The following is a 15,155-nucleotide window of genomic DNA, read 5'->3' as shown; positions in this document are numbered from 1 at the left end:
TTAAATAGTCAATAGATGTGAAAAGAATTACTTGTAGCTACGCGTTTTGAGCTCTACATTTTCGAAGGTGAGTTCTTCTTTGTGGAGTTCGGCTTGGCCGGGGCCTTTAAATTCCCAGGCGGCTACATAAGCATATTCTTTATCATTACGCTGGGCTTCTCCTTCTGGAGTAGCGTATTCATCGCGGAAGTGGCCACCGCAAGACTCTTTACGGTCTAGGGCGTCCATGATCATCACCTCAGCGAGTTCGAAGAAATCGGCTACGCGGAGCGCTTTTTCGAGTTCGGGGTTATATTCGTTGGCAGCGCCGGGGACGAATACATTTTTCCAGAACTCATCGCGGAGTTTGCGGACCTTTTGCTGCGCTGTTTTGAGGCCATCGGCATTACGGGCCATACCGCAGTACTCCCACATAATATCTACGCCTAGTTCGCGGTGGAAAGACTCTACAGAGCGGTTTCCTTGGATGCTAAGTAGTTTCTCGATACGTTCCTTCACTTCTTTTTCTGCTTGATCGAAAGCAGCTTGTTCGGGGCTAATCTTGGGCGTACGGATTTCGTTGGCCAAGAAAGTACCGATAGTGTAAGGGATAACGAAATAGCCATCGGCTAGACCTTGCATCAGGGCAGAGGCACCGAGGCGGTTAGCGCCATGGTCAGAGAAATTACATTCCCCTAGGGCGAAGAGGCCGGGGATAGTAGTTTCTAGGTTATAATCTACCCAAAGTCCGCCCATCGTATAGTGGATAGCGGGATAGATACGCATGGGTGTTTCGTAGGGATTTTCGCCAGTAATCTTCTCGTACATTTCGAAGAGGTTACCATATTTGGCAGAAATCACTTCTTTACCCCATTCTTTCACCTTAGCCTCTGAGGCATCGGGTTGGCCTTTAGAGATAGCGACAGAGCGGCCGTAGCGCATAGTGTTTGTAGAGAAATCTAGGTAAACAGAGAGGCCAGTTGGTCCAACTCCACGTCCTTCATCACAAACATATTTAGCGGCTCTAGAGGCTACATCACGGGGGACCAAGTTACCGAAAGCGGGATAGATGCGTTCTAGGTAATAATCGCGATCTTCCTCGGCTACATTTTCGGGTTTAACTTCTCCTTTGCGGAGTTTTTCGACCATAGCCATATCCTTGGGCACCCATACACGTCCGTCATTACGGAGCGATTCTGACATCAGCGTCAATTTAGACTGATAATCGCCAGAAACGGGAATACAGGTGGGGTGAATTTGGCAATAGCAAGGGTTGGCAAAATAGGCACCACGGCGGTGGGCTCTCCAAGCGGCAGAGACATTACATCCCATAGCGTTAGTAGAGAGATAATACACATTACCGTATCCGCCGGTACCGAGCACAACGGCATGAGCGGCATAGCGTTCAATTTTCCCGTTGAGGAGGTTACGGGCGATAATTCCGCGGGCTTTACCGTCTACGACTACCAAATCGAGCATTTCGTGGCGGTTATACATCGTCACGCTACCTAAAGAGATTTGGCGAGAGAGGGCACTATAGGCGCCCAACAAAAGCTGCTGACCAGTTTGGCCACGAGCGTAGAAGGTACGAGATACTTGTACCCCACCGAAAGAGCGGGTAGCGAGTTCTCCACCATATTCGCGGGCGAAGGGAACCCCTTGAGCCACACATTGGTCAATAATATCGGTAGAGGCTTCGGCTAGGCGATGCACATTAGCTTCTCTAGAGCGGTAGTCTCCCCCTTTGATGGTATCATAGAAAAGGCGGTAAACGCTATCGCCATCATTTCGGTAATTTTTGGCGGCATTGATTCCACCCTGAGCGGCGATAGAGTGAGCGCGGCGGGGGCTATCATGAAAAGTAAAACAAGAAACATTATAGCCTAACTCTCCTAGGGTTGCTGCAGCAGAGGCACCAGCGAGGCCAGTACCAACAACGATAACATCTAGGCGACGTTTGTTATTGGGGGCTACTAGTGGCATAGTTGAACGATACTTAACCCATTTTTCGGCTAAGGGACCAGGAGGTACTTTAGAATCTAACTTTCTCATAAGAGTATGATTATTTTTTTAAAGTCGAGTTTGAATACTGTTGGCAGAGCCAAACATTTCGCTGCTAATAAACTAACAGCTAACTACTTAGATAGTTTGCGCCATCTAGAGCATTTCCTTAACATAGAAGAAGATTGGCATAGTTGCGAATCCGAGAGGGACAAGGATAGCAAAGGCAACTCCGATAGCTTTAACAACGGGAGTATACTTTTTGTGGTTGAGTCCCAAAGTTTGGAAAGCAGACTGAAAGCCGTGCAAAAGGTGAGCAGAGAGTGCAAACAAGCCTAATAGATAAACAATCACCACCCATTCTTGCTGAAAGGCAAGAGAGACCTCATAGTATAGGTCGCCTTCACGGGTAAGGCCAGTAAACTTAGCTTTGAGCCAGAACTGCGCCATGTGCAACAACAAAAAGGCGAGGATAAGTACGCCTAGCCACATCATGTTGCGAGAAGCTGCACTAGCTTCTGTTTTAGCTTTTTCGCTGCCCTTATAGCGGCTGCTTCCTCCGGCAGAATTGCGGTTAGATACCCAAATAGCAATTCCCTGTACAGCATGCAGAAAAATGAAGAAATAGAGGCCCAAAGAAACCGTCTTAATGAGGGGGTTGTGGGCCATAAACTCGGCATATTCGTTGAAACTATGACCGTCGGCATCGGCAAACAGAGCCAGGTTACCAATCATATGCACCACCAAAAAGGTGCATAAAAAGAGACCGGTAAGACTCATGATGAGCTTTTTGCCCAAAGATGAAGTAAGAAATTTGACTACCCAATTCATGTGTCAAGATTTTGGTTCGATAATGTGTTTTCGTTCTCAGAAGAAGATATTTCTCCCAATTTTGTCTGTTTTTTGCTACAAACAAAGCGGCCGAAAAATATTAAATTTTGTCCTCTTTCTTCCCTTTTTTGTAAAGATAGTTACAGAAAGGGCGGGTAAAAGGCTTATCTTCTGAGCCAGATTTATATCTAAATTACTATATCAAAACCCAAGAGCCCGCTTTTTGCTTAATTAAAGGCCTAGTTGCTTCTTATTTAGAATAGTTTTAGATTTCTAATTTTGGGCCTAGAGGGGAGGCTCAGGGCAAGCAAAAGGCCAGGCAGCTAGCTGCCTGGCCTTTTGTTTTGCTTATTTTTTGGCCAATTGTTCGAGCAGCCAGTCTTTTTCGGTTAAGGGTTGGCGGCTTTGGATGTCGGCCTCTAGCTTTTTTTTCTCGGCTATTTTGGGGTATGGAGCTAATTGGAGGAGGCGGCGGCAGAAGTAGAGAATATTCTTATAATTCTCTCGGTGGTAGCCCAGTTGGTCCTTACGTTGCAAATAGATTTTCATACTATTGATTTGGGCTTCTAGGGCCTCTAGTTCGCCTAATTCGTAGTACATTTTGAGCAAGAGCAGGCGGGCGCTCAGATTCATAAAAATATCGCCAAACTCAATTTCTTGTAGGGCGAGCATAGCTTGTTCATATTGGCCCAAATAATAATAGTATTCGCCTTGGGCATAATGTAAATAAGCGGCTCGGTGCTTGGGGTCTAAATAGGGTGGATACTGCTCAATAAACTCCTTGGCCCAGGCAAACTCTTTGCTTTTGAGGGCAGCCTTAACCATATTCTTAAAGCTACTTGTTGGCAGGCGGCCATTTTGGATGAGGATCCCTTCTTGCAGGCCCGACTTATAGAAATAGAGTAATTCTTTGAGATAGTGTTTTTGTCCAGAATTAGAGCGGCGAATACAGTAATTGATCGCCAATAGATAGAGGTCTCGGAGTTCGGCCTTGGGCAGGGCGAGTTGAGCTGGGCCAAGCAGGGCCTTTTTAAAGGCTTGGAAACTGGCTTCGGGATAAGGCGGGAGTAAACTTTGGTAGCAATAAAAATAAAGGGAAAGAGGACTATCCTGGGCCAAGAGTTGAGTATTTTGCAAGACATACTGCTCTAATAACTTGACTAAGCTGCGGTCGTACGCTACCTTATAGACTGCTTCATGGGCCAGCATCAGGCAAGCTTGTTTGAAGCGTTCGGCTAGAAAGTAAATATCAAAGCTTTGGCTCAACTTGAGTAGATTTTTGGCTTGGTGTCTACGTTCTGAGGTAGACTGTTCGTAGCGTTGGTACTCTAAGTAATAGCCGTATCTATAGTAATTACTATCTCGGAGCGGAGACTCTTCTCTTAGGGCTTCGGCTTTTCGCCAGCTTTGTCTAAAATGCTTATCGAGGCCCAATTCCAGATAGCTGCGATTTAATTTGATTTGCGATTCTAGGGGTTCTTGCTCGATGCGTTCGACCAATAAAAAGCGTTCGATCAGTTGGAGGAGCATAGACATCAGATGGTCCATTTTGGCCACCTTATAGGGGCCTTCAAAAAGGGCGGCATAGACCGTTTCTTTACGTAGTGATTGGCGGTCTGTTTTGGTTGCATGATTGTGTATATAATCATAAAGGGCCAAAACATCTTCTCTTGGGTTGTGGTAGGGAGAAGACAAAAAGCGGCCTAGGCGCTGCTGTTGAGCAGTTCCCAAGGAGCGATATAAGGCAAATAATTTACTCTTGTACATAGGTCCCTTTTCTTAGACGGATGAAGAGGAGGGCATTTTTGGCGCATAGCAGAGGAGCGAAGCGACTGGCCACAACAAGGCTGAAAGCCGCAGTTCGACGACCAACGGGAGTAACCGATGTGCAGTGGTGGCCGAAGGCCAGACCAGAACAAGCCCTTTAGGGCGCAGTTCAACGACCAAAGGGAGTAACCAAAGGTGCGTAGCACCGAAGCGCAGGGCCGAGCAGACCTGCGAGCTGCGACAACCAGCCCCTATAGGGGCGCCAGTTCGACGACCAAAGGGAGTAAACGTAGCGCCGCAGCTTTGCTGCGACAACCAGCCTCGAAGAGGCGCCAGTTCGACGACTGTAAGGAGTAACGCCCCAAAACCTATACATACAAGCCGCTACAAATATTTCCGCATCAGGAAGCTGGCCGATTGATTTTGGCAGATACCCGTTCTTAGTTTATAGTCAAAATAGAGTTCTTGTTCACGGATTTCGACTTCAAAGCAGGCATTGAGCAAATAATTGGGATAATTGGCTTGTAGAGCACAGACCTCGAGGTCGTGTGTAGCCAAGGCGCCAACGGCCTTATACTCCACTAGTTTTCGGAGTACGCCCAGGGTTCCGTTGCGTTTATCGTCGGAATTTGTACCGCGCAGAATTTCATCGAGGAGGACAAAATGGGGTGCTTTTTTCAGGGCTTCTAAGATCGTTTGCAGGCGTTTGACCTCGGCAAAAAAGTAAGAAGCATTTTCGCTGAGGGAGTCATTGACACGCATTGACAGATAGAGCGGCAGGGCTTGTAATTGAGCCGTTTTGGCGGCGACCACCGAGCCCATGCGAGCCATGACCATAGCGAGGCCCATAGCGCGGAGGAAAGTACTTTTGCCCGACATATTGGAGCCCGTGAGGATAATCAATTTTTGTTGGCGGAGATCGAGTTCGTTGCCCACCGCCTGTTTTGGGGGAAGCAGCGGATGTTTCAGCTCTTCAAAATAGAAATCGGGGGTATCTTGCAGTTCGGGAAACTGGTAATCGGGGCGATTATAGGCCAAATTGGCCAAGGAATTCAGGCTTTCGAGCTCGCCTAGCAGCAGCAACCATTCGTTGAGTTCCTTAGCGTATTTTTTCCGCCAATTGTAGAGTTGGGCCAAAAGGTGGAGATGATAAGCGCCGATGCCGTTAAAGATCAGGGCGCCGACCAGATTGCTAATACTATCGAGGCCAGCCAGCAGGCGGCCCAATTGGCTAAGAGCTTGGGCGGCTTCTGGGCCATTTTTGCGCAAATTGGCCTGCATATTTTGGAGTAAAGGAGATTGCCAGCTTTTCTTCTCGAACAATTGGAGGAGGATACCGTATTGGCGGAGTGTAGGCCTCAGGCGGTCCAGTTGTAGGCTTTCGGCCTGAATGGCCTTAAGATGGCGTTGGACCAAAATAATATTGAGGATAAAAAAGGCTTCGGTCAAGCGTTCCCAAAGCAGGCTAAAAGTAAATAGATAGGCGATAGCGGAAAGCAAAAGGCCGATGGGAAAAAGGAAGCGGAGGAGATTGGCCAGCGGATGTAATTTGGAGGCCTCTCTTTGGGTCCAGCGCAAAAAATCGGGATAAAGGCTTTGGCTCCCTTTGGGTGCTAGGCGAGCTTGGGCCAAAAACTCTTGCCGCCAGTCGAGTTCGGCTTTAAGCTCTTCAATAGCGGCATGTCGGGCCAGAATATCGGCCTGTTCTAGGCCCTCTAACAAATCTTTTTGGAGAGCGGCTTGGCCCATAGGGGTAGCTGTTCGGTTGAGCAATTGGTAGAGCGAATTAGGGCCAAAAAGATCGAGATCATGAGAATAGGGATGATCTTGAGGGGCCAGCGCCTGACCATCATCAAAGGGAAGCTCTCCATTTTGGGTATGGGCCAGCTCCTGCTCATTGATAATACAAAGTTCCTTGAGGCGGTCTCGTTTGCGTTTTACCTGATCGTGCAGGCGGAGCAGGCCAAAAAAGGCCAGCGTGCTGCCTAGCAGCAAATAAGCCCAGAGGCTTTCCTGATTATCGAGATAATAATAGCCAGCAATAATAAATAGCCCCACCGTAATCAGGCGGGCAATACTCAGCAGATTGAACTGTTGTTGGGCCTGTTTGTGGGCAGCTGTAAATTGGTCGAGGCGTTGAGCGTAGATAGACATGTGGCTATATTTAGGGGCAAAAATTTGACGAGCGCAAAATAAGGCGCAGTTTGGAGTTCACAAAAAAAGAAAAAGGCCCAGCTTAGAAAAGCTGGGCCTAAACATTTAGGAATTAAGTCCTAATTATTTTGTGATAACAGTTTCGCAAGTATCTACAGTGTTATCGCTATAAGTCACTGTGTAGTTCAAAGTGATCTCGCTACCGCTGATTGTACCAGTACCGTTGAATACGCGGCCAGTAACATCAGTATCGTTGATCAAAAGATCGTAGCTGCTAGTAGCTTCCATGTCTACAACATTGTTAGCACCAAATCCACCCAAGTTAGTAGTAGAAAGGTTTACTGAGTCAGTTACAGTAACAGTCATGTTGTAAGTCTGAGCGAAAGCACCATTGTCTCCAAAAACAGTGTCAGCAGCAGGAGCGTTGGGGCCAGCAGCAAACTTAGCAGCCCAAGTAGTGTTACATAGGCCGTCAGCATCTTGCTCATAGCCATAAACACACTCGCAAACGCCTTCGTTACAGCTACCGAAGTCGCCGCAAACTACGTCTTTACAGGGGTCGTCTTCAGTACAAGAAGTGGTGAAAGCAGCAACTAGAGCAGCGAACGAAAGAAATTTCACAAGATTTTTCATAGATGTGTGATTTTGTGTAAAATAAAAGCACTGCAAAATTACAGTTTTTACGGAAAGTAAATTGACAAAAGCGAAAAAAGATAAAATTTGCAGCAATTTTTTCTCTTTTGCTAGCCTTCCTAGGCAAAAACGGTGCCTATCGGTTCCTTCCATATTGTTCATGGCTAGATACCCAATCGGAAGAGGAGATGGCCGAGGCCAAAGAAATTTCTCCAGCAAGCACTACTCCCGCAATGATTTCAGCTAGCTTATTGACCTTATCGCGGCCTACACAATCCAACATGCTCAAGCATTCGTTCTGCGTGGCTAGACCTGTTCCGCCTCCAAAAGTGGCCACAATCAGCGAAGGGATGGTAATCGAGAAATAAAGGTCTTTTTCGGGCGTGAGCTCACAGTAGACCAAGCCCGCCGAAGATTCTGAAACGTTGGCTACATCTTGACCCGTAGCAATGAACATGGCCGTAATAGCATTGGCCGAGTGTAGACCGTTGTTATTGGCGCCCGACATAATAGAGCCAATATTGGCCACGCCATAGTGGTAGGCCAAACTTTCGGGCTCTACCCGCATATTTTGAATGAGTACATCTCGCTTGAGTACGACCTCGGCAGTTACTCGCTTTCCTCGAGTACGCATGATGTTTACCTGAGAGGCTTTTTTATCTGTCGCAAAATTCGACTCCAAGTAAAAGTGCTCTACTTTATGCTCCTTATAGGCGTCTAGAATCCAACTACAGGCCGCAAAAGTAGCTCTACCCACCATGTTTTGCCCCGCAGCATCTCCCGTAAAGAAGTTGAAGCGGAGATAGGCAAATTTATTGGCCAAATAGGGATCAATATATTGCAAACGAGCCACACTAGAGGTGGCCTCGGCTTCTTCGGCAATTTTGGCAAAATTAACCTTTACCCAGTCTACAAAGTCACGAGCAGCACGGGCATCCTCAAAAACAAAAACGGGCGCTCTTTGCATCGAATCTCTTTGGACCGTACATTTTACCCCTCCAGAAAGGTTAACAACCTTAATGCCTCGGTTGTAAGAGGCCACTAGGGTCCCTTCTGAGGTGGCCAATGGAATCAAAAACTCGCCCTGGGCAAATTCTCCATTTACTTGCAAAGGCCCCGCAACACCCAATGGAATCTGAGCCGCTCCAATAAAGTGCTCGCAGTTTCCATCACAACTATGCGGATCAAAAGAGTACTGCCCAACATGCTCCATTTTGGCCCCCGTATAATCCTCTACAAACTTTTGACGCTCCTTAATAATAGCATCGCCATAGTCATCGCTCCGGTCTCTAGGAATGCTCACCGTAGGCTCCGATTTATCCGAAAGCCCATCTTCTACCACCAAGGTCAATTCGCCAAAAGGCTGAGCAGAAAAAACAATTTCTACCTCATATTTTCCATTAGGCAATTGGGGCATGGCACAATGTAGCTTAAAACTGGCCTTTAGGGGCAAATCTAAGGGCGCTGCTTCGCTCAAACTAGCCGCAGCCCGCTGACTGCCATCTTCTAGCAAAAGCGTAATTTCAGCTGCCTGCAGCCGATGGTCTCCAATACGCACCGATTTGAGTTGGGTAATCTGCGTATCGCTCAAACGGTTTTTCATCATGAACTGCAAACCGCCCTCTACATTCGCTAGGCTATTAAAGTTGTACAGTTGCTTAAGGATAAGGCTTGGAACTAACATGGGTTATCATTTTATGAACTCACTCAAGATCAAATTCTTCAATAAGTTCTATGGCTAAAAAGACTATTTTTTCATTCGGCTAAGAACTTTTTTTTGGGGCTGCCCACTCGCTTCGCTCGGGTCGGGCTGTGTCGTGGCTCGCAAGTCTGCTCGGCCCTGCGCAGGCTTCGCCTGCTGGGTCTGCAGCTGCGCCGCCCCACTTTCCATCCCTCAGCCTGCGGCCCTGCGGGCCTGTAGATCGCAGATCTAAGGCAAGATTAAATTATTAAATATTCTGCAAGCTTTGCAAAAGGAGTCCTTTTTTTCTTCCATTTATTTTTTTAGCCCTCAGAAATATGGGCAAATTCCGCACTTTCCTGCAAAAAATGTAAGAGGTCCAAAACACTTTCTTCCGGAATTTCCTCCATCGGGATATGCCCTACCCTAGGGTAAATCTTTTGCCAAGAATGAGGCAGTAGCTTATGAAACCGATCGGCATTATGGACCGGAATCCACATGTCTTCTCTCCCCCACATCACTAAGGTGGGGTTGCTCACATATTTCAAAAATGGACTATGGTCCGTATAAGGCGAATTGACGAGCTTGAGAAAGGCGTCATTGTTTCCCTCTCGACTAAATAGCTCGTAGTAACGATCTACCAAGGCATTGGTCACTTTATCACTATCGTAGTAGACCTGCCGCAAAAAACTCTCTAAAATAGGTTTCCGAACCACATACTTAACCACCCGACCAAAGATGGGCGCTTGGGCCAATTTAAAGGGTAAGGGCACATTTTCTTCCTCCATAAAACCCGCCGCATCGATAAGGACCAATTTTTTGACCCGCTGAGGGTAACGATAGGCAAACTCCCAGCTGATCCAGCCCCCCAACGAATTGCCCACCAAATGAAACTGCTCTAGGCCCAAAATATCCAGAAACTGCTTGAGCACCCGAATATGATTTTCCATGGTGTAATTGCCCGTAGAGTTGGGGCCTGTCAAACCAAAACCCATCAAATCTAAGCGAATTACTCGATAATGGCTTTTGAGGTATTTGGTCCATTCGTTATAGGTATGCAAAGAAGAAAAAGCCCCATGCAAAAGGAGCAAGGGCTCTCCAGTTCCCTCATCTCGATAATGGATGAGCATATCATCTACAACCAAAAAACGAGAGGCGTCGGTGGTGTACTTAAATAAGAGGTCTCTTAACTGCATAGTGATTGATTTGGCTGGCCTAAAGTACAGTTTTTTTTTAGGTTTTTTTGGCCCTTTTTGGATGTAGCAGGGCGCGAAGCGCCCGCAGGCCTAGGGATGGAAAGCGGGGCGGCGAAGCCGCAGACCCAAGTTTTTGAGCAAAGCGAAAAAACTGCAGGGCCGAGCAGACCTGCGAGCCGCGACACAGTCCGCAGCAAGGCGAAGCCGCAGCTGAGGCCCCAAATCCTTAGATAAAAAAAAAGTCACTGCCTAATTGATTAAGCAGTGACTTTTGAGCCTTAAAGGCCAGCCGTTAGTTCTTGGACTGGCGGCTCGAAATTTTCTTGAAAAAACTCATAATGGGCCTTCTCATCCAATTTGTTGAGAATCCCCGACTCTTCAATGACCTCTTGATAGGTTTCATAAGCCATCAGGGCCTCCCGATTCTTCTGTATCGCTTGGGCCGAAAGCGGCTCAATGCAATCGATCCGCTCTTTTGTAGAATGGCGCATACGGATAAAATCTCCGCTGAAAGTAGCTTGTCCATGGTCCGGAATGGTATAAAAAGCCAAGCGTTTGATCGGCGAATGCCCCTCCGTTTTTAGCTCCAAAAAGCATTGTTTGATGAGGCTATGCGTGACCAGATGGTCGTGAAAGCCGCTAATGCCGTGGACAGGATAAGAGACCAGGATCTCAGGTTTCAGTTGCTGGATAAATGCCTTGAGTTCTTGGACCAGCGGTCGGGGGTCGAGATCTTGAAGCTGGCTATCGGGCCAGGTCCAGACAGTAAGCGAAGAAAGGCCCAAGACCTGCGCTACCGCCTCCATTTCTTTTCGGCGGACTTGGCCCATTTCTGCTTTAGAAAGGCCCAATTTATGGCGCATTCGGGTGGCTTCCCCCTCTGTTAGGGTCAGGAGGTGGACCTCATGCCCGGCTTGCAGTTGCTGATAAATAGCGCCGGCAGGGCCATAAGATTCGTCATCGGGATGTGGGAAGACATAGAGTATTTTCATGATTAAAAGGCGTTTAGCCCTTTACGATCACGGCCTTAATGATGCGGACATCTTGCATAGGGCGGTCCATCTGATCGCAAGGGACATTGCTAATAGCATCTAGCACCTCTTCGCCATCCACTAACTCTCCAAAAACGGTATAATCGGCATCTAGATGGGGCGTTCCGCCTTTTTCTAGATAAGCCTTCTTCTGCGCTTCTGAATATTTAAACTTGCGAATATTCTCTACTTTTTGGAGGAAATCTTCTTCTACCTTTTGGCCTTGCACAATATAAAACTGTGATCCGCTAGACTTTTTAAGGGGGTTGCCGATTCCACCTTGGCGAGCGGCAGCAATGCGGCCCTTAAGATGGATATGATTGAGTGTACTATCGGCATTCACACCTAGTTCGGCATCAATTTGATAGCCGGGGCCACCCATACCTAAAGATTGGCCAGGCTTAGCTTCCTTAGAATCGGGATCGCCGCCCTGCACCATAAAGTTGGCAATGACACGATGAAAAAGCAAGCCGTTATAGTAGCCTTCTTTCACGAGTTCTACAAAATTGTCGCGGTGTTTAGGGGTAGAAGCGTACAATTGGATTTGCAGATTTCCTTTAGTCGTTTGCAGCTCAATGATAGGAGAATATTCTGCAGATTTTGGATTAAACATAGGCTTTTGACAGGCGCTAAATAGCATAAATGTGACAAAAAATAGCAATGCAAACTTAGGCAATTGCCGATAAAATGTATTCATGTAGCTACAATTATTATTAGAACATGAAAATAAATATTTGGTTTAGTTGGGATTTTCTTCTTTGGGCAGCCCTAATTCTTCTTTGGCATATCGGAGCAGTAGAGACTTAAGGAGTTTTTCTTGCTCTTTGATGCCCATTTTTGGGGCTAGGCCAAGGTTGCGATAATGTGGCCAGCCCTCGGCATCTAGGCCTTCAAACTCAAAATAGCCTTCATAGGCCAAAAGGCGGCAAGAGGCCAGCTGCATGAGGTCTTGTTTTTCCTCTTTGGTAAACTCCTCTTTCAGTTGTCCAAGTTCTTGGATACCGACGAGTAGGAGCATGGCCTGTAGGTTGGGCAGGCTTTCTAGTTGGAGTTGATTTTTAAATTGGTGGCGGAGTTGTAGCCATTGGAAATCGAACTCCCAATCTTCTGTTGGTTCGGCCATACATTAGGGTTGCAGCAAGCGGTTTAGCTCGGTTTTAAGATGTTGTACTTCTTGTTTGAGGGCCGTGTAAAATAGGCCGAAAATGGCCAAAAAGAAGAGGATGGGCAGAAAAAAAACGAGATCTATCCATTGGTCTAATTGGCTAAGGCCTAAAAATACGAAACTCAGGCCCAAAATAAAAAGCAGGAAGATAACAAAAAGGGCCAGCACCCATTTGGAGGGAGAAATTTGCAGAAAGAGCGCGCTTTGGTCTTTGCCCCAGCTATGCCACTGGCCTTTGATCCAAATGGGGAAACTGAGTCCCTGAGCGGGTTTATTTCGACGAAAATGGATGCGTTCCCCCTTAATTTGGCCCATAAAGGGGGCATTGGGTTGCTGTTCATTGGCCAGCAGCGGGGCCAGGGCTTGCGCAAGTTCTGCCGCTGGTTCTGAGCGTTGTATTTGGAGCTGGGCTTGGAGCCCAATAAATTGAAGAAGCATAATATAGGGGGCTAAAGTGATTCATTCATCTAAACAACAACTAAACTTAGATGATATGAAAAACATTTTTTTGATTTTGATTTTCAGTTTTGGGGCTACTTTATTGTTTGGACAAAAGGAAGATGCGAGGATTATCAATGGCGCTCCTGCCCCATTTCATTGGTTTGATCATTTGGGGCCCAATTTGGGGGTTACGGCATTTTTGCCCTATGAAGATAAGGGTTTGGGGGCATTTATTGGGCCTGAGTTTGGCCTAAATCTTTATATGCGGAATCGGGCGCATGCTCGGACGGGCCCCGCTTATTTTCGGGTCTATGCTCAGGCGGCTTTGCTGCGCAGCCAATTGCAAGATACCACCTCTATGCTGAGTAGTTCTTTGGGGGTCGAGTTTTCCTTTGAGGATCGCATCAAGCGGGCTGTTTTTGTTCCCTTTTGGGGGCTAGAATATGGCGGTATCCAGCGGTCTGATTTTGAGAAGGCCCGTTCTCGGGCGGCCTTTATTTTGGGCCTCAATCTCTTGCATACCCGGCAAGTCATTTGGCGAGTTCGGGGGGCCTATAGCTATGGCTTTGGGGCCAACTTCGAGGAGTTTTCGGGAATCTATATGCAGACGACCTTAAGTTTTAGGTTTTGGTAATTTTGGTGCCTCCGCCTCCCTTTGGTCGTCGGCGGTTACTCCCTTTGGTCGTCGAACTGCGGCCTAAAGGCCTTGTTGTCGCTTTGGGGCTCGCTGCTGTTTTGGGGCCTCCGCCTCCCTTTGGTCGTCGGCGCTACGTTCCGCAGCTCGCAAGTCTGCTCGGCCCTGCGGCGGCTCTGCCGCCTTGGTCTGGCCTGACGGCCACTGCTACACATCGCTAGGCCAGTTGCTGCCTGGCGGGGCGGCTTTTTTCTTGGTCCAAACTCCCCGAGGGATTCCCTAAGGAATCCCGTAGAGGGGAGGGTGGGCGGGGACATATCAACAGATGAGGAGCGGCAGCGACGAATACCATTTTTGCGGTTTGCAGGCGGCGAAGCCGCCGCAGGCCCAGCGCTGCGGAGCGGGTGGCCTGAAGGGCCAGACCCAAGCCGCCGAAGGCGGCTGCAGGGCCGAGCAGGCTTGCGAGCCCCGCAGCATAGCGGCGGCCGGAACGGCCGCGGGCCCCAAAAAAAAGGCCCAGCCTTTAGAAAAAGCTGGACCTAAAATATTGTATTAAATCTATCCTAGAAAGTAGGACATCCCATTTTGCGATTGCGAACGCCGCAAAGCGTGTAGACATAAGAGACCTCGAAAGCACCATTAGAATTGGTGGCGGGGCGTAGGGCCGAGATATTCAGGTCATAGCTGAGGCCAAAAGTAGAGCTGCCGTAGCGCATACGAGCGGCAATAATAGCGGCATCAGAGGCGATAGTTCCGGTAGGTGATTGCACTAGGCGGAACATAGGGCCAATTTCGAAAGCTTGATTAGAGTAAGAGCGTTTGCTATAATCGAAGCGGACCGTAGCGCCGAGGTTAATCTCGGTAGAAGGGCCTTGGAAAAGCATAATCATATTGGGCACAACGGCTAGGCGTCTTTTGATGCGAAAATCACCACCTAGGTGCACCGTAGTTTTCATATAGAGTGGGTCGAAGCCATTTTCGATAAAGGCCACATTAGCCTGTGTAAGGTGGTCAAAAGCGATACCGGCGAAGACATTGCTTTTATCTTTTTTATCGAGGGCCATCCACCAGAACAAGCCAGCGCGAACATCGGCATGTGTGAGGCGGGTATTCCAGTTGGCCAAATTTTCACCAGAGGGGTTAGCGCCATTATAGGTATCGCCATCCCATTGTTCGCCAAACTGAAGGCCAAGCGTTTCGATACTTCTTTGAGAGAAGCCCACAGCACCACCAGCTACCAAATACATATTATTAGAACGGCGGCCACCTAGGCGCTTGATATAAGAAGCGCTAACCGAGCCATGCACATTACTAAAAGAAGAGGTACCAGCCTTATCGGCCCAAAGGTTCACGCCAAGGCCCCAATAATCATTTTTACCAACATCAAAGCGAGTTTCCACTCCAGCGGAGAAGGTACTAAAGGCCTTATTTCCGAGAGCGCTCGCCCATTGATTTCGGTAGATAGCAGAGAAGCGCATATCACAGCTAAGCACGCCCGTTGTTGCTGGATTCAGGTTGAGGGGCGAAGCATAGAACTGTGAAAAGTGGATATCCTGCGCCTGTAGAGAAGAGCCAGCAAAGAAGCAAGCTAGCGCCAAATATAGGAGTCTGGACAGTTTCATGATAGGCTATTTTAAAGGCT

The 15,155-nt window shown here is 47.9% G+C and carries 13 protein-coding genes; 1 reads left to right on the top strand and 12 read right to left on the bottom strand.

The annotated features are described in order from the left end of the window. Positions 1-27 precede the first annotated feature (27 nt). The 11 genes from OP864_RS08925 to OP864_RS08875 all read right to left on the bottom strand — a co-directional run bounded on the left by OP864_RS08925 (position 28) and on the right by OP864_RS08875 (position 12,876). On the bottom strand, positions 28-2,031 hold the full coding sequence (locus OP864_RS08925) for a fumarate reductase/succinate dehydrogenase flavoprotein subunit (RefSeq protein WP_270097872.1): 2,004 nt from the start codon (positions 2,029-2,031) through the stop codon (positions 28-30). Between the two features lie 105 nt (positions 2,032-2,136). Continuing rightward, positions 2,137-2,811: a succinate dehydrogenase cytochrome b subunit gene (locus OP864_RS08920; RefSeq protein WP_041329613.1), complete on the bottom strand. Its 675-nt coding sequence runs from the start codon at positions 2,809-2,811 to the stop codon at positions 2,137-2,139. A 348-nt stretch (positions 2,812-3,159) separates the two neighbouring features. Beyond that, the gene (locus tag OP864_RS08915; protein WP_270097871.1) at positions 3,160-4,578 is read right to left on the bottom strand and encodes a hypothetical protein; all 1,419 of its coding nucleotides are present in this window, start codon (positions 4,576-4,578) and stop codon (positions 3,160-3,162) included. Positions 4,579-4,962: 384 nt separating this feature from the next. After that, positions 4,963-6,732, bottom strand: a complete 1,770-nt coding sequence (locus OP864_RS08910; RefSeq protein WP_270097870.1) for a MutS-related protein — start codon at positions 6,730-6,732, stop codon at positions 4,963-4,965. A 123-nt stretch (positions 6,733-6,855) separates the two neighbouring features. Further along, entirely contained in the window at positions 6,856-7,518 is a 663-nt protein-coding gene (locus OP864_RS08905) for a hypothetical protein (RefSeq protein WP_270097868.1), read from the bottom strand. Then, positions 7,502-9,049 (bottom strand): hydroxymethylglutaryl-CoA reductase, encoded by a 1,548-nt coding sequence (locus tag OP864_RS08900; RefSeq protein WP_270097867.1) that lies wholly within the window; start codon positions 9,047-9,049, stop codon positions 7,502-7,504. The genes OP864_RS08905 and OP864_RS08900 overlap by 17 nt, the downstream gene beginning before the upstream one ends. Before the next feature lie 320 nt (positions 9,050-9,369). After that, the gene (locus tag OP864_RS08895; protein WP_270097866.1) at positions 9,370-10,242 is read right to left on the bottom strand and encodes an alpha/beta fold hydrolase; all 873 of its coding nucleotides are present in this window, start codon (positions 10,240-10,242) and stop codon (positions 9,370-9,372) included. 278 nt (positions 10,243-10,520) lie between these two features. Next, entirely contained in the window at positions 10,521-11,234 is a 714-nt protein-coding gene (locus OP864_RS08890; protein ID WP_270097865.1) for a PIG-L deacetylase family protein, read from the bottom strand. Positions 11,235-11,247: 13 nt separating this feature from the next. Beyond that, positions 11,248-11,886, bottom strand: coding sequence for a peptidylprolyl isomerase (locus tag OP864_RS08885; RefSeq protein ID WP_245538533.1), 639 nt, complete (start codon positions 11,884-11,886; stop codon positions 11,248-11,250). 126 nt (positions 11,887-12,012) lie between these two features. Then, the gene (locus OP864_RS08880) at positions 12,013-12,396 is read right to left on the bottom strand and encodes a hypothetical protein (RefSeq protein ID WP_270097864.1); all 384 of its coding nucleotides are present in this window, start codon (positions 12,394-12,396) and stop codon (positions 12,013-12,015) included. A gap of 3 nt (positions 12,397-12,399) precedes the next feature. Further along, the gene (locus OP864_RS08875) at positions 12,400-12,876 is read right to left on the bottom strand and encodes a hypothetical protein (protein WP_270097863.1); all 477 of its coding nucleotides are present in this window, start codon (positions 12,874-12,876) and stop codon (positions 12,400-12,402) included. A gap of 55 nt (positions 12,877-12,931) precedes the next feature. On the opposite strand from OP864_RS08875, the gene OP864_RS08870 reads away from it, so the two are divergent. Next, a complete protein-coding gene (locus OP864_RS08870; protein ID WP_270097862.1) occupies positions 12,932-13,513 on the top strand; it encodes a hypothetical protein in 582 nt (193 codons plus the stop codon). A gap of 563 nt (positions 13,514-14,076) precedes the next feature. Here the strand turns inward: OP864_RS08870 and OP864_RS08860 are convergent. Further along, entirely contained in the window at positions 14,077-15,135 is a 1,059-nt protein-coding gene (locus tag OP864_RS08860; RefSeq protein WP_270097861.1) for a PorP/SprF family type IX secretion system membrane protein, read from the bottom strand. Positions 15,136-15,155: the final 20 nt, after the last annotated feature.

Origin of the sequence: Saprospira grandis (assembly GCF_027594745.1) — a bacterium.
In the GTDB taxonomy this organism is placed as follows: domain Bacteria; phylum Bacteroidota; class Bacteroidia; order Chitinophagales; family Saprospiraceae; genus Saprospira; species Saprospira grandis.
The sequence above is the reverse complement of the archived record's forward strand: the minus strand, read 5'-3'. Positions and strand labels throughout refer to the sequence as shown.

What these genes read in the sequence shown, in the direction of transcription:
- OP864_RS08885 (WP_245538533.1), bottom strand. Translation starts at nt 11,886, where the DNA reads ATGTTTAATCCAAAATCTGCAGAATATTCTCCTATCATTGAGCTGCAA.
- OP864_RS08895 (WP_270097866.1), bottom strand. Translation starts at nt 10,242, where the DNA reads ATGCAGTTAAGAGACCTCTTATTTAAGTACACCACCGACGCCTCTCGT.
- OP864_RS08870 (WP_270097862.1), top strand. Translation starts at nt 12,932, where the DNA reads ATGAAAAACATTTTTTTGATTTTGATTTTCAGTTTTGGGGCTACTTTA.
- OP864_RS08900 (WP_270097867.1), bottom strand. Translation starts at nt 9,049, where the DNA reads ATGTTAGTTCCAAGCCTTATCCTTAAGCAACTGTACAACTTTAATAGC.
- OP864_RS08880 (WP_270097864.1), bottom strand. Translation starts at nt 12,396, where the DNA reads ATGGCCGAACCAACAGAAGATTGGGAGTTCGATTTCCAATGGCTACAA.
- OP864_RS08890 (WP_270097865.1), bottom strand. Translation starts at nt 11,234, where the DNA reads ATGAAAATACTCTATGTCTTCCCACATCCCGATGACGAATCTTATGGC.
- OP864_RS08905 (WP_270097868.1), bottom strand. Translation starts at nt 7,518, where the DNA reads ATGGAAGGAACCGATAGGCACCGTTTTTGCCTAGGAAGGCTAGCAAAA.
- OP864_RS08875 (WP_270097863.1), bottom strand. Translation starts at nt 12,876, where the DNA reads ATGCTTCTTCAATTTATTGGGCTCCAAGCCCAGCTCCAAATACAACGC.
- OP864_RS08920 (WP_041329613.1), bottom strand. Translation starts at nt 2,811, where the DNA reads ATGAATTGGGTAGTCAAATTTCTTACTTCATCTTTGGGCAAAAAGCTC.
- OP864_RS08860 (WP_270097861.1), bottom strand. Translation starts at nt 15,135, where the DNA reads ATGAAACTGTCCAGACTCCTATATTTGGCGCTAGCTTGCTTCTTTGCT.
- OP864_RS08910 (WP_270097870.1), bottom strand. Translation starts at nt 6,732, where the DNA reads ATGTCTATCTACGCTCAACGCCTCGACCAATTTACAGCTGCCCACAAA.
- OP864_RS08915 (WP_270097871.1), bottom strand. Translation starts at nt 4,578, where the DNA reads ATGTACAAGAGTAAATTATTTGCCTTATATCGCTCCTTGGGAACTGCT.
- OP864_RS08925 (WP_270097872.1), bottom strand. Translation starts at nt 2,031, where the DNA reads ATGAGAAAGTTAGATTCTAAAGTACCTCCTGGTCCCTTAGCCGAAAAA.